This window comes from Methylobacterium sp. AC690, assembly GCF_979256535.1.
Genome location: NZ_CEEDOX010000001.1, coordinates 255,523 through 275,521, shown reverse-complemented (window position 1 = coordinate 275,521; position 19,999 = coordinate 255,523). Strand labels below are relative to the sequence as shown.

Sequence of the window (19,999 nt, the reverse complement as noted above, 5' to 3'; positions counted from 1 at the left end):
CCGCGTTTGTTGTGGCTTCTCCAGGCTCGCGTTGATGTCGGAGCGTGCGTTGTGCGTATGAAAATCAGAAGAGCCGGCGGGCGAACGCCGGTCGTTCTCGCCGAAAAGTCCAAGGCCCGCCGTCGCCTCGTGCGCGAGCGCGGGGGGTTCACCGATGCGGAGACCCTGACGGGACCGCTGCCCGGACCGATGCTGGTCCTCCTGAGCCGCCTGCACCGCTCGGAGCGCTCGCCCGCCGAGGACGAGGAGCGGGGCGCCTGACGCGCCAAGCCCGGGTCCCCGCCCCGGATTCATGCTATGGCGCCTTGGCTATTGCGGGTTGGCTATGGCGGCTTGGCTATGACGGCTTGGCTATGACGGCTTGGCTATGACGGCTTGCGCCCCGACGGCCTCCCCGGGGTCGTGCCGGCCGAAGACGAAGGGCTGATCGATGATGCAGACGCGGCGGACGTGGCTCGGGGCGGCGCTGGGCCTGGCGATCTGGGCCTGCGCGACGCCTGTCCGGGCCGAAACGCCCGTGGTGGTCTTTGCCGCCGCCAGTCTGAAGAACGCCCTCGACGAGGCCGCCGCCGCCTGGACGCGGGAAACGGGCAAGACCACCCGGATCTCCTACGCGGCTTCCAGCGCGCTGGCCAAGCAGATCGAGGCCGGGGCTCCGGCCGACCTGTTCCTCTCGGCCGATCTCGCCTGGATGGACGACGTGGCCGGCAAGGACGGGCTCAAGCCGGGCACCCGGTCGAACCTCCTGCGCAACGCCCTCGTGCTGATCGCCCCCAAGGATTCCCCGGTGGCCCTGGAGCTCACGCCGGGCCCCGGCCTCGCCGCCAGCTTCGCCCGGGCGCTGGGCGACGGCCGCCTCGCCATGGGCAACGTCGCGGCGGTGCCGGCCGGCAAGTACGGCAGGGCGGCGCTGGAGAGCCTCGGCGCCTGGGAGGGCGTGAAGGGCCGGGTCGCCCAGGCCGAGAACGTGCGGGCGGCCCTCCTCCTCGTGGCCCGCGGCGAGGCGCCGCTCGGCATCGTCTACGCCACCGACGCGGTCTCCGACCCCAGCGTCCGGGTGGTCGCCACCTTCCCGGCCGCGAGCCACCCGCCGGTGATCTATCCCGTCGCCCTGACGAAGGAGTCGACCAACCCGGATGCGGCCGCGTTCCTCGCCCACCTCCGCAGCCCCGCCGCCCGGGTGTTCTTCGAGCGCCAGGGCTTCTCGGTGATCGGCGCCGAGAACCGGACCTGATCGTCCGGCCTTGAGTCCCGCGATCCTGGACCGGCTCGGCCTGTCGCCGGAGGAATGGTCCGCCATCACCCTGAGCCTGCGCGTGGCCGGCGTCGCCACCCTGGCGAGCCTCGGCCCCGGCCTGGCCGTCGCCTGGCTCCTGGCGCGCCGGCGGTTTCCGGGGCGGGCGCTCCTCGACGGGCTGGTCCATCTGCCGCTGATCCTGCCGCCGGTGGTGACCGGCTACCTCCTGCTCCTGGCCTTCGGTCGGCGCGGGACCTTCGGGGCCCTCCTGGCCGATCTCGGCATCGTCCTCTCGTTCCGCTGGACCGGGGCGGCGCTCGCCTGCGCGGTGATGGGCTTTCCCCTGATGGTGCGGGCGATGCGCCTGTCCCTGGAGGCGGTCGATGCCCGCGTCGAGCAGGCCGCCGCCACCCTCGGTGCCGGACCCCTCGCGGTCTTCCTCACCGTGACGCTGCCCCTCGCGCTGCCGGGGGTCCTCGCCGGCGCGGTGCTGGCCTTTGCCAAGGCGATGGGCGAGTTCGGTGCCACCATCACGTTCGTGTCGAACATCCCCGGCGAGACCCAGACCCTGCCCTCGGCGATTTACACCCTGACCCAGGTACCCGGCGGCGAGGCGGGGGCCCTGCGCCTGACCCTGGTCTCCGTGGCGATCTCGATGGCGGCCCTGCTGATCTCCGAAGTCCTGGCCCGCCGGGTCGGCCGCCGGATCGGGGCGGGGTGAGCCGATGACGCTCGCGGTCGAACTCGCCCTGGCGCGCGGCGCCTTCCACCTCGACGTGGCCTTCACCGCCCCGCCGGGCCTCACCGCCCTGTTCGGCCGCTCGGGCTCGGGCAAGAGCACGGTGATCGCCTGCCTCGCCGGCCTGGCCCGGCCCGACCGGGGCCGGATCACCCTCGACGGCGAGACCCTGCTCGACACGCATCGCGGCCGCGCGGTGCCCGCCCATCGCCGCCGCATCGGCACCGTCTTCCAGGAGGCGCGGCTGATGCCCCACCTCTCGGTCCGGCAGAACCTCGCCTATGGGCGCTGGTTCGCCCGCGGACGCCGGGACACCGCCGGCCTGGAGCCGGAGGCGGTCATCGCGCTCCTGGGCATCGGGCACCTCCTCGACCGGCGACCGGCCGGACTCTCCGGCGGCGAGGGACAGCGCGTGTCGATCGGCCGGGCGCTGCTGTCGCGGCCCCGCCTCCTGCTCTTGGACGAGCCGCTCGCCGCCCTCGATGCCGAGCGCAAGTCCGAGATCCTGCCGCTGATCGAGCGCCTGCGTGACGTGTCCGCGATCCCCCTGGTATACGTCAGCCACGCGGTGTCCGAGGTGGCGCGCCTCGCCGACACCATCGTGGTGCTCGAAGGCGGCCGCGTCGCCGCCGCCGGACCCGCCGAGGGCATCCTGCGCCGGGGCGATCTCGGCGCCTTCCACGCGGCCGAGGCCGGCGCCCTCCTCGACATGGTGGTGGAGGCCGACGCCCCGAATTCCGGACTGACGCTCCTCTCGGGGCGGGCCGGGCGCCTCCTCGTCCCGCGCCTTGCGCAGGCCGTCGGCACCGGCCTCCGCGTCCACGTGCCCGCCCGCGACGTCCTGCTCTCCCTCGACGAGCCCATCGGCCTGAGCGCCCGAAATCGCTTGAGCGGGCAAGTACTTGCCCTGCATCCCCAGGCGGACGGCACGGTGCTGGTGGAGGTGGATTGCGGGGGCGCCGTGCTCTCGGCCCGCCTGACCCGCGCCTCCGTGCACGAACTCGGCCTCGGACCCGGCCGCGCCGTCTTCGCCATCGTCAAGAGCGTCGCCTTCGATCCCCACGGGATGGGACGGGCCGCCGGCGCCGTCGAGATCTGAGAACTCGTTAAAATTCGATGCGCCGTCTTGGCATCGGCTTGAGCATGCGACCCAAGAAAGGCCCTGCAGAACCAATTCCTTAAGATCCCATTCACGCCGCCGGTCTTGTCTGGAGGGACAGCGCATAAGCCGCAAGCAGGAGCGTGCCATGTCGATTACAAGCCTCGGCGCCGTGCTGCCGGCCCGCCTCACCGGCGCCACGCCGGCGCCCATTGCCCCGGTCCAGCCCGTGCAGGCGCCGGCTCCCCTGGCGCCAGCGGTGCGGGTCGACATCCGCAGCCAGGACCAGGGTACGGATCCCCAGGCCGGTCGGACCCGGACACCAGCGCCCGACGAGGACGCGAAGGCGGCGCCGATTGCGATGGAGCCGCGTATCCGCATCGACCAGGACACCAAGGCGGTGGTCTACCAGGAGGTGGATCCGAATTCCGGCGACATCGTCGTGCAACTGCCGGACCCGGTCGTGCTCAAGGCCCGCGCCTATGCCGAGGCCGCCGAGGCCCGCGCCAAGCCCACTGCCCGCCCCCTCGACCGTACCGCCTGAAGCCTCACGCTCATCGAAACGAAGAAAAGGCCGGGGCGCTGAGCCCCGGCCTTCTTTTTTTGCCGTCCGGTAGAATCAAGAAACCGCCGGCCCGAGGGCCGGCGGCGGGCTCGCCCTTAGCGGAGGAGCTGCAGGATGCCCTGCTGCGCCGTGTTGGCGAGCGAGAGGGCCGAGATGCCGATCGACTGACGGGTCGACAGGGCCTGCGAGTTGGCGGCTTCCTCATTGAGGTCCGCGTTCGTCAGGTTGGCCGCACCGGTGTCGAGGATGTTGATCAGGTTCTTCGAGAAGTCCTGACGGTTCTGCACGATCGACAGGTTCGATCCGAAGGTCGAGGACTGGGCGCGAAGCTGGCTGGTGGCGGTCGTGATCGCCGTCAGCGTCTTGTTGATCTCGTCATCGGTCTGGAAGCCGCCGGTAACAGCCGTGAGGCCGAGACCGTCGGAGTCGAGCTTGGCGCCCGAGATGCTCAGGCTGGACGTACCCGTCTCGTTAAAGGTCACCTTCAGAGAGTTCTCGCTCGGGTCATCACCGCTCCGGTAGAGCAGGTTGATGCCGTTGTAGCTGGAGTCCTTGGCCTGCTGAGTGATCTGGTTCAAGATCTCGTTGAACTGCTTGGACAAGGTGGTGCGGGTCGAGTTGGTCGAACCGGAGCTGTCCTTGCCGGTCGAGGTGATCGGCGTCGCGGTGTTGGTCGCCGTGCCGTTCACCGTGGAGGTCTGCGTTCCGAGGCCGATATTGATATTGTTGGCGACCGTCGTGCCCTGAGCTGCCGTTACGGTGATCTTCTGTGTCGATCCGGCATTAGTGGAGCTCAGAACCAACTTGTTGTTGGCATCGAAGCTCGCAGAGACGTTGCCAGCCAAACCGGTATCAGCAGCGATCTGCGTGTTGATCGCCGCAGCGATGCTGTCTCTGCTAGCGAAAGCAGCTGTACCGCCGGCCGCCACGATCTTGGCTGCATCGACCGTGATCGTCTTCGCCTGGCCGGAACCGAGCTGGATCGAGAACGAACCGTTCTTGGTACCGGAAAGATCGATGCCGCCGGCGGTTGCGGGCGGTCCACCCGTCGCATCGGCAATCGCAACCGATCCGTTGATGACAGCCTTAGCCGAACCGTCCGTGGCATCGGAGCCCGTGGAAGACAGACCGGTGGCGGCTGTGCCGGTGCCGGCCGTGAAGGTACCGGAGCTGGCACCCGTTGTCGTGCCGAAACCAGCCGTGACTTGCGTGCTGCCCGAGGGCGGAGCCGCGACGCTCACGGTCACAACGCCGGTCGGACCCACGTCTTGAGCGCGGAACTCGATGGTGCCGGCGTTGTTGAAGGCCGAGACCGTCGAACCGCCGGCCTTGAGCTGCACATTATAGGCGTCGACGACGTCATCCGCGCTCGGGGCGGCACCGACAGCAGTACCGTCCGCCTTGAGGGTGGTCGAATTGACCGCGAGCGAAGTCGTGACGTTGCCGTCACCGACACTGAGGAACGAACCCGCAGTTGCACTGAAAGTCGGCGTGCCGAAGGCCGCGCTAGCCGCGACTTTCGCGTTAGTCGTGGAGCTCGCCTTTCCGAACCCGATGTCGAGAGTGGAGCTCGTCGCACCGCTCACGGAAAGCTGCTGGGTCGCGCCGGAGCTGGTCGTAGCAAAGTTGATACGGCCGTCGCCGCCAACCGAAGCGGAGACCTTGCCCTTCAATGCAGAGCTGTTGGAGATCTGGCTGTTAATCGCTGTTACCAGCTGGCCAGCTGAGACTTTGGTCAGGTCCGAGCTGTTGTTGGCGAGGGTCGAAGAATCGAGCCGGATCGTGGTCTTGGTCTTGCCGCCATCGAGCGAGATGTCCAGCGAGCCATCCTTGGCAACGCTGGAGAAGTCCTGTGTGCCGTCGGCGGTGCCGGCGAGACCCTGGAAGCTCTTGCTGCCGCTCACGGTGGCGGCGGTGGCAGCCAGACCGCTGGTGACGGCGCTCTTGTCAGCCAGGGCTTGGTTGGCGGTGGACTTGGCCGAGTCGACCAGCTTCTGGATCGAGGTGATGCCCTGGTTGGCGGCCTGGATGGTCTGGACGCCGTTGGAAATGCCGTTGAGGAGCGAGCCGAGATCACCCGAGCGGCCGGTCAGCGACTGCGAGGTGAAGAAGCTCGTCGGGTCGTCGAGGGCCGAGTTGACCTTCTTGCCGGTGGAGAGGCGGTTTTGAGTCTGCGTGAGAAGGTCGGCCGTACCCTGCAGTGAGAGCAGGTTCTGACGTGTGGCGGCGGTAAGAGTGATGCCTGAGGACATGGTGTTCGATCCATTCTGATCGGTGCGCCTCCGTTTTTGGAGGCCAGTGCACATGACCACCCATGCATTGCGATCGACTTAATAGGCACGTCGAACGAAAACTTACGGAGATCGGTCAATTGCAGCAGTTCTAGAAAAACCTCTTTCCGATCAGTATGTTGGCGATTCGAAGCGGGACCGTTGTTGAGGTCTTGTTAACCAAGATCGGGGAATGTGCTGGTGAGTCCAGAACGAGTGTCGTCATGCCCCTGAAGATCGAACTCAAGCCGTTCGAGCGCCTGCTGATCGGTGGCACGGCGATCCGCAACGGGTCCCGCCGCTCTAGCTTCGTCATCGAGACCGTGACGAAGTTCCTGCGCGAGAGTGACATCATCCTGGAGAGCGAGGCCGATACCGCCTGCAAGCGCCTCTATGTAACGCTGACGGTGATGTACCTCGCCGAAGTTACGCCGGAGGCGGAAGACCTGTTCATCACCCAGGCCAACGCGCTCATCGCGGCAGCGCCGAGCATGGCGCCCTACCTGCGCGACATCCACGACTTCATCGCGGAGCGTGAGCTCTACCGCGCGCTGAAGCGCTGCAAGGAGTTGATCCAGTACGAGCAATCGCTGGCGGAGCGGCTGGCGCCCCCCGCCGCATCCGAAGGGTGATGCGTCCGGAGGGTGAGGAATCAAGAGAGCCCGCCGCTGGGAAGCGACGGGCTCTCTTGATTTCGGCCCTGCTGTTTCGCGCCTTACATGCGCAGGCCGGCGGCAATGTTCTGATTGATGCTGATGAGGGCGGAGAGCTTCTCGGCGCTCGGCTCGATCAGCGTATCGATCATCCGCTTGAAGACGAAGGTCGAGAGCTCGGCGATGTTATTCTTGATCTCGATCGGCAGCGGGCTCTCGGGCGCGGTGGCGGCCCCGGCGATGATGGTCCAGACTTTCTGATTGAAGTTCAGGGCCTCGTTCAGAGCGGGCGCTTGATTGGTCCAGTCGGTCTGGATCGCCTGGAGGCGGGTCGCAGCCTTGATCAAGACGGCAGCTTCTGCTTCGCGCGGCGACAGCGCAGTTTGTGCAACTCGGGCATAGGCGCTGGCCCCGTACGACATCGCTCGATCCTCCCTCAAGGTACGCCAGCCCGATTCGGGGCGCGAGCCGACCTTAGACACCCGATTGTTAAGGGACCGTAATATCACTCTGTGCCGTAATCATGCCCGGATATGCGACGACGGAGAGCGCGCGCCCGCGCGGATCACGCGTAGGGTGTTGGATTCCGCCACCATGATGAATTTCATTCTGGGCACTGTCGCGGGCGGACTGTTGGTCGGGCTCGTCACGATTTCCGCCGTGCGCCAGCCCGTCGTGCAGGCCAAGCTCGGACTCTTTCCCGTGTCCAACGCGCTGTTGATGCCAGCCGCGAAGACGCCGGAGGCGCCTCGCTCAGATCCGCCATGCCGTCAGGCCGCGTCGGTGGGACAACCGGACATGCTGTTCTCGAAGCGTCGATTCTGGTTCGTCGCTCCTTGAGCGAACGATCCGTGCGGCTCAGAGGCTGCTGATCAGGAACATCACCATCGTGGTCGCCACGGTGGTGCTGACGAACCCGCAAAGGGCAGCCGCGAAGGACGGACCAGTGGAGAAGCTGCGATCCATGGTCTTCAGGTCGAGAGCGGCGGTGGTGTTCATGATGGCTGACCTTAGCGGCGAATCATCGGCCGCGTGTGAGTTGACTGTGAAACGAAGTGTGTCGGGCGGGCGTGCGGGCCCGCACTCGATCAATCGCAACGATTGACGCGCTTGGCTGCTCGAAGCTCCCGCGACTCACTGCGCAGATCGATGGCCACGACGCCGGCACCGCAATCCTCGAAGGCGTCGCGCGCATCGGCATAACGATCGCCAATTTCATCCAGTGTGTCGCAGGCGCGGTCGTGATTGCCGATCCGAGCCTCCTGACGGAACTGGTAGCGGAGCGCATTGGCCTCATCGACCTTGCGCTGCGCATCGAGACAGACGGGTGCGGCAAGCGCCGGCGCGGCGAGAGCCAGCATGAGACCAGCGATGAAAGGCAGTCTGAGGGATTGACGCATAGGAACACCTAAGGTGGGGACACCTGGACGTACGGCCGGTGAACAGAATTCATCGAGCGTTTGAAAGCGTCCGCAAGATCAGTTCTGGCTTCTCCAATATTGCATCAGAGCAGCGACACTCATCTCGCGTTCAGGCTCCAGAAACGGCAAACCTGTCGCTAAGGTTCCACGCTTACCCACGGCGTCGTTCGCCGGCGCCGGGAAACCAGGATGTCGACCAGGGAGATCGGGGCAGGGCCCTGCGCATCGACACCGACATCATACTGCCGAGGAATCGGTTTCAACTTGTTGTGCGAGTGACCGTGCAAGTTGACGGCACCGCGGCCAATCCCGTTCCAAGTGCGGAACGCGTAATGACACAGCACCAGGCGCCGTGCATCGACGGTTATCTCTGCATAATGGGTGATCGAAGCCCATCCGTGCGCTTGCAGCGTTCCGGCCCCGTCATTGTTGCCGATGATGAGGTGCTTGGTGCCTGACAGGCTCCCCAGAATTTCGGCAATGCGTTCGGCGGAGGGACCGAGGGCGAAATCACCGAGGTGCCAGACGTTGTCCTCGGGCCTGACGACGGCATTCCAGGCGGCGATGAGCGCGGCGTCGTGCGTCGCGAGATCAGGGTAGGGGCGCTTGTCGATCCGCAGGATGCGCGGATCGCCGAAATGCGTGTCGCTGGTGAACCACACGGCCACGGCCGTCTCTCCCTGCCGCGATCAGCGCCCAGGGCTGAAGCGCAGCGGCACGGTAACGGCCAGGCTGCTCAGGCTGATCCCGGCGGGTGCTGCCGGGAGTGAGCCACGAACGGTCGCCAAGGCGGCGCTATCGATGGTGCCGATACCGCTGCTGCTGGCGAGCCCCGAACTCAGTACCTGACCTGAGCGGGACACTGTGAACCGGACGACGGCCACGCCGCCGCTGGTCCCGGCGGCCGCATTCGCATTCATCCGCCCCCGAATCGCCGAACTCAGCATACCTTGCCACGCCCTCAGCGCGTTCGGATCATTCCCGCCGGCGGCTGAGCCTGCACTGCTCTGCCGCGACGCGGAAGCTGAGTTCTGCTGGGCGCGTCCATCGCTTGCCGCAGCCGCGGCCCGGCGCGCGGCTTCCTTGGCAGCCTTCGCCTTGGCTTCCTTGGCAGCTTCGCGACGGGCTTCAGCGATGGCCTCGCGGCGCTCCTCCTGCTCGGCTTTCAGTCGTGCTTCGCGATCCGCCTTACGCTTCGCCTCACGCTTGGCTTCGAGGATCTTGGCCATGTCCGGCTTCGGCTTCTCCACCTCCACGGGCTTCGGAACCTCCGCGATCGTGGGTGGGGGTGGCGCAAGGGCGGGGGCGTCCTCCCCCGTGGAGGTGATGACCTGATCCTCGGGCGGCGGCTCGACGACGGCTTCGGTCGGAGGAGTGACCGGTGCCTCTGGCGGCTCGGCCATGGTCGTGGCTTCGGGTGCGACCGGTGTCGCGTCCGGGGGCGGCGGGACGGTGGCTTCGGGCGGTGCCACCTCGGTCGTCTCGAGAGGCTTCGTGACCGGGACCGCCTCGGGCGTTTCCACCGGGTTCGCTTCAGGCGGAGCGGGGGCCTGGGCTGCCTGCTCGGCTGGGGCCTGGGTGTTCGCCTCCGTCATCTGCGGGGCGAGATCGACGGTTACGATATTCTCGCCGGGAGGCGCAGTGGGCGTCGTGCCGAACAGTACCATACCGACGAGCGCTGCGACGTGCAGCGCTAGCGCCACAAGGAACGCTGCGGTGAGCCCAGACGGGCCGCGCTGCTCCGGTTCGGCCGTGGTCGCGAAGGCGCTGTTGGGATGCAGGGCGTTCATGAATTACTGCGACGTTCCGCTGACAGGGGCCGGGGCGGCGGTCGGCGATGCGGGCAGCGCACCGCCGGGCGACTGGGCGATCAACGAGACTTTCGTGAAGCCGGCTTGGCCGACGAGGCCCATCACCTCCATGATCTTGCCGTAGGGCACGTCGCGGTCGCCGCGCACCAGCATCACCTGGGTCGGGTCCTGGGCCGCCAATGCGCGCAGGCGCGGCAGGATCGAATCTGGCGTGAGTTCTTCCTTGGCCAGATAAGGCCTTCCGTCCTTGTCGATAGAAATCTCGAGCGGCTTCTTGGCCTGGGCGACCTTCTGGGCGGTGGTCTTGGGCAACTGCACGGGCACGCCCGTGGTCATGAGGGGAGCGGCGACCATGAAGATGATCAGCAGCACGAGCATGACGTCGACCATTGGGGTGACGTTGATCTCGGACATCGGCGCTGCGTCGAGACCATCGTCGTCATCGCCGCCGCCGGCGCGGATCGAACCCATTGCCATCGTGAAGCGGCCCTCCGGGGCCAGGGCGAAGGGCGGTTAACCCGGTCCGCCGCACAGGTTGCTGTCAAGGATTGGCGCTCGCACGACGCAGGAGCGTATCTCGGTCAGGTGGCAGTGATCACTCGGCAGCGGCACGGCCATGCACGGCCCGGTCTCGGGCGAGGCGATTGCCGAGAATGCCGATGCTGGAGATGAAGCTGGACTGGATCCGACTGACATCGTTGATGAGCTTGTTGTACGCCATCACGGCCGGGATCGCGACGATGAGACCGATGGCCGTGGCGAACAGGGCTTCGGCAATGCCTGGAGCGACGACCGCCAGCGAAGTGTCTTGGCTCTTCGCGATGGACGAGAAGGAATTCATGATTCCCCAGACCGTCCCGAACAGCCCGATAAAGGGCGCCGTCGAGCCGGCGGTAGCCAGGAGCGGCAAGCCGGTTTGCAGGCGCTTGATCCGGCTGGTCAGGGCTGCGCGCATTGCGCGTTCGATGCGGTCGCGCCGCTCTGCCCGGGTCTCGCTGGAATCTTGATCTCGCCAAGCCTCCGCTGCTGCTCCCATGATCTGAGCGTCCATGCCGCCGCCGGATGATTCAAGCGCTCCGCCGGACCGCACGAGTACGTCGAACGCCTTGGCTTGGCGCTTGGCGGCGGCAATCCGGATGATCTTCTCGAATACGACGGTCCAGCACGCGATCGAGGCGATCACGAGAAGGATCATCACGCCCTTCACGATCGGATCCGCCTGCAGGAACAGTCCGATGAAGGAAAAGTCGTGCGTGACTTCGGCCTGCGCTGCAGTCGGGTCCATGATGGTTTCTCTCAATGCGTGCGGTGTGCGGGCTTCGCTATTGGATCGCGAATGCGCTGATCAGCGCACGAAGGTCGCGGAGGTCTTACTGTCCGTCTCAATGCGATCGAGACAGGTCTCACGACTGGCCCCGCCGCCCTCGCAGGCCAGGACGTCGTTGAGGAGAAGGCGGCCGATCTTCGCGCAGGCGATCCCCGGGAAGTCGAAGAGGCGGACCATCGTCTTGCGGTCCTGCACTGGCCCGAGTTCCACGGACAGGCGCTTCTGGGCGATGCCCTCGGTATCGAAGGCGAACAGGTCAACCTTGAGGGATTTCAGCGCTGGGCCGCGGCTGTTGTCCACGAGAAGATAGGTGCGGCAGGCATCGCCCGCCAGCTCCAGGCGATTGAGTTCCAGCCTGATCGGCGCAGCCTTACCGTCCTGCGCGGTACCCGGTGCTACCAAGCTCGAGAGCACCGCCAGGGACGCGAGGCCGGAAACGACACACTTCGCCACGATGGTCTTATTACTCCTCCAGGACCAGTCTTTGCTCACGCCGCACACTCCCGCTCAAGTACCGTCGCTCGGTGCGACGCGACCGGATACTCATGCGATTCCCATCTCGACACGATGTCTCGACGGTCCTGCTTGGTCCGGGTTCGATTCAGTGAACGCCCAGAGGCGCGAGCTACAAGCCGCGATCTAGGACACCATCCTACGCGTGGTGGGCATATCCGAGGACCCAACCTCAGATCAAGCGCAGGGCAGAATATCAGAGGAATTCCAAACTGTTACTCGAAACGCAGGTGCGGCTCGGCTTTCAATCGGCCAAGCCTTCCCGCAGCCAGTTACCTAAAACGCCTGGGTCGTCAGGGGTTAACAGGCATTCAGCGGGTCATGGGGCAATGTGTCGGGGCGGCCGCGCCCTTGATGCGTTCCGAACGCGCCTCCATATCGCGATGACCGGCGAGCAATCACCGGAAGGGGTGCTGCAAAAGTGGGCCCCGATCACCGAAGTGCCTCGTGAGACGTTGTTTCGGGCTTCGCTGGAAGGATATGCGTTCGTGACGACTCGGCCCTCACCGTTCGGACACCCATTTCTGCTCGGATTTGATGAAATCGAACAGGCTCTCGACCGGGTGTCGAAGGCCGCCAACGATGGGTATCCGCCCTATAACATCGAACGCTTGGCCCGGACCGAGCATCAACCGGAGCGCCTTCGCATCACCCTGGCTGTCGCAGGTTTTACCCGCGATCAGCTCGATGTGATGTTAGAAGAGAGCCAACTGGTCGTGCGTGGCCGGCAGGTAGACGACAAGACTCGGCAGTTCCTGCATCGCGGTATCGCTGCGCGTCAGTTCCAGCGTGCATTCCTGCTTGCGGACGGCATGGAAGTAATGGGCGCCGATCTCTCGAACGGTCTGTTGTCGATCGATCTCACGCGGCCGGAGCCCGACAGGATCGTCCGCAAGATCGCCATCGCGTCCCGAGACGAGGACTAAAGTAGGGGCTTCGGCTCACATCGACCGCCGGGTCCTTTTCCGGTGTACCGCTCTGCCAAGAAGGAGGGCAGTCCATGACCGAGTTCAATACCAACCCGATCACCCAGGCCGATCTCGACCCGGCCGAGTTCAACGTGGCCGATCTCGCCGCGCTCGGCGAAGGACATATCGCCTATGTGCGCGCGATTCGCTCTGACGAGGTGAAGCGCATTTTTCCGCAGGCGCCAGACCTGACGCCGGGCCTCGACCTGTTCGCGCTCCTTTCGGCCAGTGGTGCACCCATCCTGCTCGCCGACTCTCGGGATGCCGTGGTGGCCAATGCAGCCGCCAATGACCTCTACACGGTCAGTCTGCACTGATCGGGAATTCGGCGACCGTCGTCAGAAGCCGTTGCAAATCCTGTGGCCGTGACAGGCGATGGTCGCCGTCGGCGATGAGGGTGAGGAGAGTGCCGGTTTTCGGCAGCCTCTCCACCACGCGCAGGGCGTGCGTATAGGGGACGTCTGAGTCGTCCATGCCTTGCAGGATATGAACCGGGCAGCCCGGATCAAAGTTTGCTCCAAGAAGGCAATGACGTTGACCATCTTGGATGAGCGCGTGAGTGATGGGTACTGGTATCGGATCATAGGCGCTCGGCCGGAACCAGGCGCCGTCCCGTTCGATCTGCGATCGGATCTCCGGCGGGAAGCGATCCCAAAGGAGACTTTGGGTGAAATCCAAGGCCGGGGCGATGAGGACGAGGCCTGATGGGGCTTTGTGATCCTTGAAGGTCCGCGCAAGAGCCACCAGGCACGCAATCCAGCCGCCCATTGAGGAGCCCACCAAGATTGGGTTCTCTGGCGCGTAGGTTTCGACGACTGCCTGTGCGTCCGCAAGCCAAGTCGAAATCGTAGCTTCGGCAAAAACGCCTGTCGATTCGCCGTGGCCTGTGTAGTCGAAGCGAACTAACGGGCGCCCCTGCCGCTCAGCCCAGGCATCAAGCGTCATCGCCTTCGTGGCGCCCATATCCGAGCGGAAGCCTCCAAGCCAGACCAGTGCTGGGCCTTCGCCTGCCCTCCGCCGCACCGCGATCCGCCGTGCTGCCGATCCACTTCCGACTTCGAGGAATTCTGGCGCCTCATCCTGTGCAGACGTCATTCGTTAACCCTCGCCCTGGGATGCATCGAACTGAACGCATCGCCTTCGCATTTCATTTACCGGACCGTAAAGCGCGGCGTTCAAGCTCATGGCCATGATCGACACGCAAGACGGCCTCTGTTTGCCTAGGGAACCCGACTCGAGCCTCTATCTTGGGCCGTGGTCCATTCCCGCTTGCCCGTCATGAACAGCGACGTGCGTGGCAGTTTCCCGAGCGAGCGTGCGCCGCTTGCCGGGGCGACCATCCTGCAGATTATTCCCGAACTCGATGCCGGTGGCGCAGAGCGGACCACTGTCGATGTCGCCGCCGCCTTGGCTGCGGCCGGCGCCCGGGCGCTGGTTGCTACAGAGGGAGGGCGCCTGATCGGCGAACTGCAGGCCAAGGGCGGGATATGGCTCCCGTTTCCGGCGGCTTCAAAGAATCCGCTCGTCATGGCCGTGAACGTGGGACGCCTCGCGCGCCTGTGCCGGCGTGAGGGTGTTCAGATCGTCCACGCACGCTCGCGGGCTCCAGCCTGGGTCGCCCTGGGGGCCGCGCGCCGCGTGAAGCTGCCGTTCGTGACAACGTATCACGGCAGCTATTCGGGTCGCACGGGCGTGAAGGTTCTTTACAACTCCGTGATGGCTCGCGGTGACATCGTCATCGCCAATTCTCACTACACCGCCGATTTGATTCACACCTTGCACCTGGACCAGGCGGGTGACCGAGTCCGGGTGATTCATCGCGGCACCGATCTGACTCAGTTCACTCCCGCGGCCGTGCTCCCATCGCGGGTCGAGGCCCTTCGTCGTGCCTGGGGCGTTGCTCCGCATGAGCGTGTGGTGCTGCTGGCCGCACGCCTCACGGGCTGGAAGGGACAGCGTGTTCTGATCGAGGCGGCTTCTTTGATGCGCGATCGTGGGGTCACGGACATCGCAATCGTGCTCGCTGGTGATCCGCAGGGGCGCATTGCCTATGAGCGCGAACTTGACGCTCTGATCGCGGCGCGCGGTCTGCAGGCGATCGTGCATCGAGTCGGACACTGCGCCGATATGCCAGCGGCTTTCCGGGCTGCCTCCGTCGTGGCGGTACCCTCCGTGGAACCCGAGGCTTTCGGCCGGTCCGCCGTGGAGGCGCAAGCCTTAGGGACTCCGGTGGTCGTGTCGGATCTCGGCGCCGTACCGGAAACGGTCTTGGCGCCGCCCGAGGTTCCGCCGTCCCAACGAACTGGTTGGCGGGTACCGCCTGGTGACGCTGTAGCCCTGGCCGATGCCCTCACGGAAGCTCTTTCGCTTGGCGCGAGCGCCCGGGATGCAATGACTCGTCGTGGCCGGGCGCACGTAGAGGCTCATTTCTCACTGGAAGGTATGGTTGGCGACACGCTCGCGGTCTACGCAGACCTCATAGCCCGGCAACTCGCTAGCGGCGAAGGGGTGACCTAGTTTCCGCCGATGAACCAAACTGCGGCGACCGTGTTGACTTGCACGAGAGTTCAGCCAAGGTATCGCACCGAATTTCGCGAGCGATGGGTGGCCAGGATCGACCCCAAACGGGGATTGAATTCGTGGGCTGCCGTTCCGTCGTTTCACTAGGAGATTAAAGCCATTCGTAGACCTATGAGAGCTATGCCGGCCCCGCAGAAGGACGGGCCGCGCGCCAACCGGGACATCCGTGGCGTCCGCGAAGTGCAGCTCATCGACGACACCGGACAGAACCGTGGCGTCGTCGCCTTCTTCGACGCCATCGCCATGGCCGAGGAAGCAGGTCTCGACCTTGTCGAGATCGCGCCGAACTCCGTTCCTCCCGTCTGTAAACTTCTTGATTATGGCCGCTTCCGCTTCAACGAGCAGAAGAAGCAGAATGAAGCGCGCAAGAAGCAGAAGACGGTGGAGGTCAAGGAGATCAAGCTCCGCCCCGGCATCGATAAGCACGACTACGACACCAAGATGAAGGCTGTGATCCGGTTCTTCGAGGAAGGCGATAAGGTCAAGGTGACCCTGCGCTTTCGTGGTCGTGAGATGGCGCACCAGGATATTGGCCTGCGTCTGCTCGAGCGCGTGAAGAACGAAACTCAAGAGATTGCCAAGGTCGAGAGCGAGCCGATGCTTGAAGGTCGGCAGATGATTATGATCTTGGCGCCGCGCTGATTCGCTTTCTCGATCGCGCTCGGTTTTGAAAAATACCGCCTCCTTAAGAGGCGGTATTTTTCGTGGCGGAGACAGCGTTTGGCAGGGATGCTTAGTAGACGAGGATCCAAGGAACGCCTCTCGGAAGAGAGGTGGACGAATGTCTTGAAGGAACACAAACTGTGGGGGACGCCCGTAACGGAGCGTCACCCCGTTCTTGGTCCTACTTCAGCAGGGAGATCTGCGCGTCGCCCGTTCGTCTCAGGACATTAACCGTGACGTCCTCCCCGTAGCGCTGGAGTCGAAGGTCTACCCTTGAGGTGCCAATCTTCAGATTGAAGATTGAGACACCATCGAGGAAGGGCGGCAGTGTCGGATTGCGGAACCGAACGCGATTGCGATCGTGGTCGATCTCAAGCCCGAGGCAGGCTGCCAAGAAGGCGAAGGGCGCCGCTGCGGCCCAGGCTTGCGGTGAGCAGGCCACGGGATACGAGACGGGACCGCGCTGATGACGCCGCATGAAACCGCAGAACAGCTCGGGCAAGCGCTTCTGATCCTGGTAGAGGGCTGTGTCGAACATACCCTCGAAGATCCGCGAGGCTTCCGGCTTCAAGTCATAACGCGCTAGTCCGAGGGCGATAAGGGCATTGTCGTGAGGCCAGATCGAACCGTTGTGGTACGACATCGGATTGTAGCGCGCTTCGCCGCGCGCGATCGTGCGCACGCCCCAACCGTTGAAACCGTCCTTTGACAGGAGGTTTGCGGCGACGCTCGCTGCTCGCTCCGGCCGTGCGATGCCGGTGAAGAGCGCGTGGCCGGCGTTGGACGAGCGCACGGCGCATTGTCGCTTTTCGCCGTCCAGGGCAAGGGCGTAGGTCCCGATCGCCTCGCACCAGAATGCCTTGTCAAAATTCTCCCGTAGGACGTGTGCCTCCTCGCCGAGACGCTGTGCGAGGTCATCGTGGCCCAGCAGCGAGGCGAGTTTGGCAGCCCCGTTTTTGGCAGCATAAACGTACCCCTGGACCTCGCAGAGGGCGATCGGCCCCTTCGCAAGATTGCCATCGGTGTGGAAGATGGAGTCGTGGCTGTCCTTCCAGCCCTGGTTCTCGAGGCCTTTGTCGGTGTCGCGGGCATATTCCACGAACCCATCACCGTCCCGGTCCCCATACTCGTCCATCCAGGTCAGGGCGAGCTCAAGGGCGGGCCAGATCGCCGAGATGGTCTCTAGGTCGCCTGTGACGGCGTAGTACTCCCAGGCCAGCATCACGAAGAGTGGCGTGCCGTCGATGGTGCCGTAGTAGTGGCGGAACGGTACCTCGCCGAGCATGGCCATCTCACCACGCCGGGTCTCGTGCAGGACTTTGCCGGGCTGCGCATCGGCGGCCGGGTCGACAGCCTTGGCTTGAGTGGAGGCGAGGTAGCGCAGGACGCCCTTGCCGAAGTTCGGATCGATCCAGAGCGCCATCATCGCGGTGATGATACCGTCGCGCCCGAAGACCGTGGAGTACCAGGGGATACCGGCGAAGGGATAGATTCCCTCCGGTGTCCGGCTCGCCAGCATGTAGAGGTCGGCAGTGGCGCGGCAGGCCGCTTCGTTGAATTGATCGTTCGATGAGATAATCGTGGTGATGCCGGCTGTAAGCTGGCGCAGATCGCGCCGGGAGTCACGATAAGCTCGGGCGAAGATGACACCCTCGGCCAGCCCCTTCGGGTGGCGCGGAGCGGCGGAGCTGCCTGCGGCGCGCGACAAGCCGGCTGCCGCATCCTCACCGACCCGCTCGGCTGCGGGAGCGCTCGTGAAGGCGCGGTGCGATTCAAAGACCGCTCTCAGAAACAGCGAGGCGCGTCCGCCCGGAGGCAGGGAGACAATGAACTCGGCTCGACCCGGCTCGATATGCTCCGGCTTCGGCCCGAAATGCAGGCTCGTAGTGCGCACGACCTCATCGAGGCCGGCATAGCGGAATTGAACCTCGGCTTCGCTCGCCACCTGGACGCTGCGCTTGCCGCGCACCGGGCGGTCCATACCACGCACCTCGAAGAGATCGCGGAAATCTGCGTCGAAGGTGACGGCGACCTTCAGGTGCCAATGCCGGGAATCGTAGTTGCGCAGGCCGATCCGGTCGTAGCAGGCGCCCTTGAACAGGAACTTGGTGCGCTCAATCGCGATCAACTCGCGGGGAATCGTGGTTTCGTCGTGGGCGTCGATGCGGATATCGGGCGTCGTCATGTCGACGCTGAGGGCACCGTTGTCGTCCTGCATCACGGAGGACAGCAGCAGGGGACGCTGATCCTCAATGGTGACATGCAGACGCGAGAGGTAGCGCGTATCCTGAAAGTAGAGTCCCTCGGGACCGGGCAGGACGCCGATGTCACCGTAGCTGTCGAGGACCGCGAAAGCCTCGCCGTACTTCAAAGAGCGCAGCGGACGCTCGACCAGGGAAGTCTGGGCCTCGATATGGTATTGCGGCAGGACCTCGTCGGCATCCTGGAAGCCCCGGGGAATCCGTGTCTCAGTTGCGGGCTCGGAGGTCGCCTTCAGTGTATCCGCTGCCATGCCTGAGCGTCTCCGAATTGGGGTCGAATCAAAAGGGCCACCGGTCGCATGATGCGGCGCGGCGGCCCTCAGTGGCAGAGGTAGTGCGGCAATCTTGCGGCGCCAGCCTATCCGGCGACGGGCAAATTCGATGCCGGGCCTAGCCCCGCTCGGGCATGATTAAGCGGGCATAGCAGCAACAGAGATCTGGGGCAGAGCGGAGCCGTTCATTTCGCCATAATGCGACGAGAAGGCGCCGGCGTGCGGCAGCTTGATCACCGGGTTCGCGCCGGCGAGCAGCCGTTCGTAGGCCGACACGTACTTGCGCACCATACACTCAGCGGTGAAGTTGCCTTCGAAGTGCTTGCGCACACCGGTACGACTCATTGATTTCACCGTGTGGACCGCTGCCACCGCGTCATCCATCGAGTCGCACAGAACGCCCGAGATGCCGTCGGCAATGACCTCTGGTACGGAACCATTGCGGAAAGCGATCACCGGTGTGCCGGCCGACATTGCCTCGATCATTACGAGGCCGAAGGGCTCTGGCCAATCGATCGGGAAAGCGAGAGCGAGAGCGTTTCCGAGGAAATCCTTCTTCTGTTCCTCGTTGATCTCCCCGATGAACTCGACGAGGGGATGGTGGATCATGGGCTCGATGACTTCATCCCAGTAATCCTGGTCAGCCTTGTCGACCTTCGCGGCAATCTTCAACGGAACGCCGGAGCGGATCGCCATCTCGATCGCACGGTCAGGGCGCTTCTCCGGGGAGATACGGCCGAGGAAGGCGAGGTATCCACCCTTCGCCTCTGGATAAAACGGGCAGTTCTGAGCCGGCAGTCCGTGGTGGATGGTCGAAAGCCAGTTGACGTTCTCGGGCATGGGATCCCGCTGATTGTCCGAGATCGACACCAGGGGCATGCCCGTAAACGTACGGTAGACTGGCATGAAGTCTGGCACGTCGAGGCGCCCGTGCATCGTTGTGAGGCACTTGTGATTGAGATCCTCGAACATCGGGTACTGCAGCAGGTCGATATGAAAGTGCAGAATATCGAACTCGTGCGCTCGCTTGTGCACGTGATGCAGCATGGCGAGGTGGCTCGCGGTATGATCACGATAACCGAGAAGGCGGAGACCTTCCGGCGTGCAGGCTGCCAGCTTGGCCGAAGTCTCCGAATCGCCGCTGGCGAACAGGGTCACCTCGTGGCCCTGACGGACCAACTCCTCGGTGATCCACGACACCACGCGCTCGGTACCACCATAGAACTTCGGGGGTACGGCCTCCGACAGCGGAGCAATCTGAGCAATGCGCACGAAGCGTCTCCTATGAGGTCGAATGTTGCGCAGACCTAACGCGATCCGGCCTGAGTGGGACATGAACGAAACGGACGGCCAAGGTTATGGTTCCCGCTGTGTGACCATCGCCAGCGCCGTCTGACAGGAGGTCGAGGATGTCCCCGATATCCCCGTGCTGCCGGCCATCCGACATGCCGCACAAGCCGATGACAGGGCCTGCAAGAACGCGGCCGTAAACCTCCCTGCGCGCATCCGTCGTGTTGTGAGGAACGGGAGAAGAACTACCTCAGGCTCATGGCCGATTTTGTGCGACGCACGATGCCCTTGTTTCACCCCAGGGGGTCGTCTAAGCCTCGCGCCTGCGCA

The 19,999-nt window shown here is 64.7% G+C and carries 23 protein-coding genes; 11 read left to right on the top strand and 12 right to left on the bottom strand.

Going from position 1 to position 19,999, the window contains the following annotated elements; all coding sequences use genetic code 11:
- Positions 1-57 precede the first annotated feature (57 nt).
- The 5 genes from AC0IY1_RS01330 (at position 58) to AC0IY1_RS01310 (ending at position 3,619) form a co-directional block, all read left to right on the top strand.
- A complete protein-coding gene (locus tag AC0IY1_RS01330; protein ID WP_103708317.1) occupies positions 58-261 on the top strand; it encodes a hypothetical protein in 204 nt (67 codons plus the stop codon).
- A 169-nt stretch (positions 262-430) separates the two neighbouring features.
- Complete coding sequence (gene modA, locus AC0IY1_RS01325) at positions 431-1,234, top strand: molybdate ABC transporter substrate-binding protein (RefSeq protein WP_471767155.1); 804 nt, start codon at positions 431-433, stop codon at positions 1,232-1,234.
- A 10-nt stretch (positions 1,235-1,244) separates the two neighbouring features.
- Positions 1,245-1,958, top strand: coding sequence for a molybdate ABC transporter permease subunit (gene modB, locus AC0IY1_RS01320; protein ID WP_471767153.1), 714 nt, complete (start codon positions 1,245-1,247; stop codon positions 1,956-1,958).
- Between the two features lie 4 nt (positions 1,959-1,962).
- Entirely contained in the window at positions 1,963-3,075 is a 1,113-nt protein-coding gene (modC, locus tag AC0IY1_RS01315; RefSeq protein WP_471767151.1) for a molybdenum ABC transporter ATP-binding protein, read from the top strand.
- 148 nt (positions 3,076-3,223) lie between these two features.
- Positions 3,224-3,619 carry a hypothetical protein gene (locus AC0IY1_RS01310; protein ID WP_471767149.1) on the top strand — a complete coding sequence of 132 codons (396 nt, stop codon included), beginning with the start codon at positions 3,224-3,226 and terminating at the stop codon, positions 3,617-3,619.
- 116 nt (positions 3,620-3,735) lie between these two features.
- On the opposite strand, the gene AC0IY1_RS01305 is transcribed toward AC0IY1_RS01310, so the two are convergent.
- On the bottom strand, positions 3,736-5,892 hold the full coding sequence (locus AC0IY1_RS01305) for a flagellin N-terminal helical domain-containing protein (protein WP_471767147.1): 2,157 nt from the start codon (positions 5,890-5,892) through the stop codon (positions 3,736-3,738).
- Positions 5,893-6,134: 242 nt separating this feature from the next.
- Here AC0IY1_RS01305 and AC0IY1_RS01300 point away from each other — a divergent pair, with 242 nt between their 5' ends.
- On the top strand, positions 6,135-6,542 hold the full coding sequence (locus AC0IY1_RS01300; protein ID WP_055947307.1) for a flagellar biosynthesis repressor FlbT: 408 nt from the start codon (positions 6,135-6,137) through the stop codon (positions 6,540-6,542).
- Positions 6,543-6,625: 83 nt separating this feature from the next.
- Here AC0IY1_RS01300 and flaF read toward each other — a convergent pair whose 3' ends face one another.
- Positions 6,626-6,985 (bottom strand): flagellar biosynthesis regulator FlaF, encoded by a 360-nt coding sequence (flaF, locus tag AC0IY1_RS01295; RefSeq protein ID WP_055947312.1) that lies wholly within the window; start codon positions 6,983-6,985, stop codon positions 6,626-6,628.
- Positions 6,986-7,157: 172 nt separating this feature from the next.
- Here flaF and AC0IY1_RS01290 point away from each other — a divergent pair, with 172 nt between their 5' ends.
- A complete protein-coding gene (locus AC0IY1_RS01290) occupies positions 7,158-7,403 on the top strand; it encodes a hypothetical protein (protein ID WP_055948763.1) in 246 nt (81 codons plus the stop codon).
- Positions 7,404-7,421: 18 nt separating this feature from the next.
- On the opposite strand, the gene AC0IY1_RS01285 is transcribed toward AC0IY1_RS01290, so the two are convergent.
- The 7 genes from AC0IY1_RS01285 to AC0IY1_RS01255 form a co-directional block, all read right to left on the bottom strand.
- On the bottom strand, positions 7,422-7,562 hold the full coding sequence (locus tag AC0IY1_RS01285) for a hypothetical protein (RefSeq protein ID WP_181017244.1): 141 nt from the start codon (positions 7,560-7,562) through the stop codon (positions 7,422-7,424).
- Positions 7,563-7,651: 89 nt separating this feature from the next.
- The gene (locus AC0IY1_RS01280) at positions 7,652-7,963 is read right to left on the bottom strand and encodes a hypothetical protein (RefSeq protein WP_471767145.1); all 312 of its coding nucleotides are present in this window, start codon (positions 7,961-7,963) and stop codon (positions 7,652-7,654) included.
- Positions 7,964-8,121: 158 nt separating this feature from the next.
- Positions 8,122-8,652 carry a metallophosphoesterase family protein gene (locus AC0IY1_RS01275; RefSeq protein ID WP_471767143.1) on the bottom strand — a complete coding sequence of 177 codons (531 nt, stop codon included), beginning with the start codon at positions 8,650-8,652 and terminating at the stop codon, positions 8,122-8,124.
- A 21-nt stretch (positions 8,653-8,673) separates the two neighbouring features.
- Positions 8,674-9,774, bottom strand: coding sequence for a TonB family protein (locus AC0IY1_RS01270; RefSeq protein ID WP_471767141.1), 1,101 nt, complete (start codon positions 9,772-9,774; stop codon positions 8,674-8,676).
- A gap of 3 nt (positions 9,775-9,777) precedes the next feature.
- Positions 9,778-10,272, bottom strand: a complete 495-nt coding sequence (gene tolR, locus AC0IY1_RS01265) for a protein TolR (RefSeq protein ID WP_471767139.1) — start codon at positions 10,270-10,272, stop codon at positions 9,778-9,780.
- 118 nt (positions 10,273-10,390) lie between these two features.
- Positions 10,391-11,080: a MotA/TolQ/ExbB proton channel family protein gene (locus AC0IY1_RS01260; RefSeq protein WP_471767137.1), complete on the bottom strand. Its 690-nt coding sequence runs from the start codon at positions 11,078-11,080 to the stop codon at positions 10,391-10,393.
- Positions 11,081-11,140: 60 nt separating this feature from the next.
- Positions 11,141-11,536 carry a Tat pathway signal protein gene (locus tag AC0IY1_RS01255; RefSeq protein WP_471767405.1) on the bottom strand — a complete coding sequence of 132 codons (396 nt, stop codon included), beginning with the start codon at positions 11,534-11,536 and terminating at the stop codon, positions 11,141-11,143.
- A 587-nt stretch (positions 11,537-12,123) separates the two neighbouring features.
- Between AC0IY1_RS01255 and AC0IY1_RS01250 the strand changes: the two genes are divergently transcribed.
- Together AC0IY1_RS01250 and AC0IY1_RS01245 are read left to right on the top strand one after the other, a co-directional pair.
- Positions 12,124-12,561: an Hsp20 family protein gene (locus AC0IY1_RS01250; RefSeq protein ID WP_103708552.1), complete on the top strand. Its 438-nt coding sequence runs from the start codon at positions 12,124-12,126 to the stop codon at positions 12,559-12,561.
- Positions 12,562-12,635: 74 nt separating this feature from the next.
- Complete coding sequence (locus AC0IY1_RS01245; protein WP_471767135.1) at positions 12,636-12,920, top strand: BQ00720 family protein; 285 nt, start codon at positions 12,636-12,638, stop codon at positions 12,918-12,920.
- Here AC0IY1_RS01245 and AC0IY1_RS01240 read toward each other — a convergent pair.
- Positions 12,907-13,698: an alpha/beta hydrolase gene (locus AC0IY1_RS01240; RefSeq protein WP_055947331.1), complete on the bottom strand. Its 792-nt coding sequence runs from the start codon at positions 13,696-13,698 to the stop codon at positions 12,907-12,909. The genes AC0IY1_RS01245 and AC0IY1_RS01240 overlap by 14 nt on opposite strands.
- A gap of 183 nt (positions 13,699-13,881) precedes the next feature.
- Here AC0IY1_RS01240 and AC0IY1_RS01235 point away from each other — a divergent pair, with 183 nt between their 5' ends.
- Both AC0IY1_RS01235 and infC read left to right on the top strand, forming a co-directional pair.
- On the top strand, positions 13,882-15,120 hold the full coding sequence (locus tag AC0IY1_RS01235) for a glycosyltransferase family 4 protein (RefSeq protein WP_055948768.1): 1,239 nt from the start codon (positions 13,882-13,884) through the stop codon (positions 15,118-15,120).
- A gap of 183 nt (positions 15,121-15,303) precedes the next feature.
- Positions 15,304-15,825 (top strand): translation initiation factor IF-3, encoded by a 522-nt coding sequence (infC, locus tag AC0IY1_RS01230; RefSeq protein ID WP_238280755.1) that lies wholly within the window; start codon positions 15,304-15,306, stop codon positions 15,823-15,825.
- 202 nt (positions 15,826-16,027) lie between these two features.
- Here infC and AC0IY1_RS01225 read toward each other — a convergent pair whose 3' ends face one another.
- Together AC0IY1_RS01225 and AC0IY1_RS01220 are read right to left on the bottom strand one after the other, a co-directional pair.
- Entirely contained in the window at positions 16,028-18,358 is a 2,331-nt protein-coding gene (locus tag AC0IY1_RS01225; protein WP_055947337.1) for an amylo-alpha-1,6-glucosidase, read from the bottom strand.
- 159 nt (positions 18,359-18,517) lie between these two features.
- Positions 18,518-19,651: a glycosyltransferase family 4 protein gene (locus AC0IY1_RS01220; protein ID WP_471767133.1), complete on the bottom strand. Its 1,134-nt coding sequence runs from the start codon at positions 19,649-19,651 to the stop codon at positions 18,518-18,520.
- Positions 19,652-19,999: the final 348 nt, after the last annotated feature.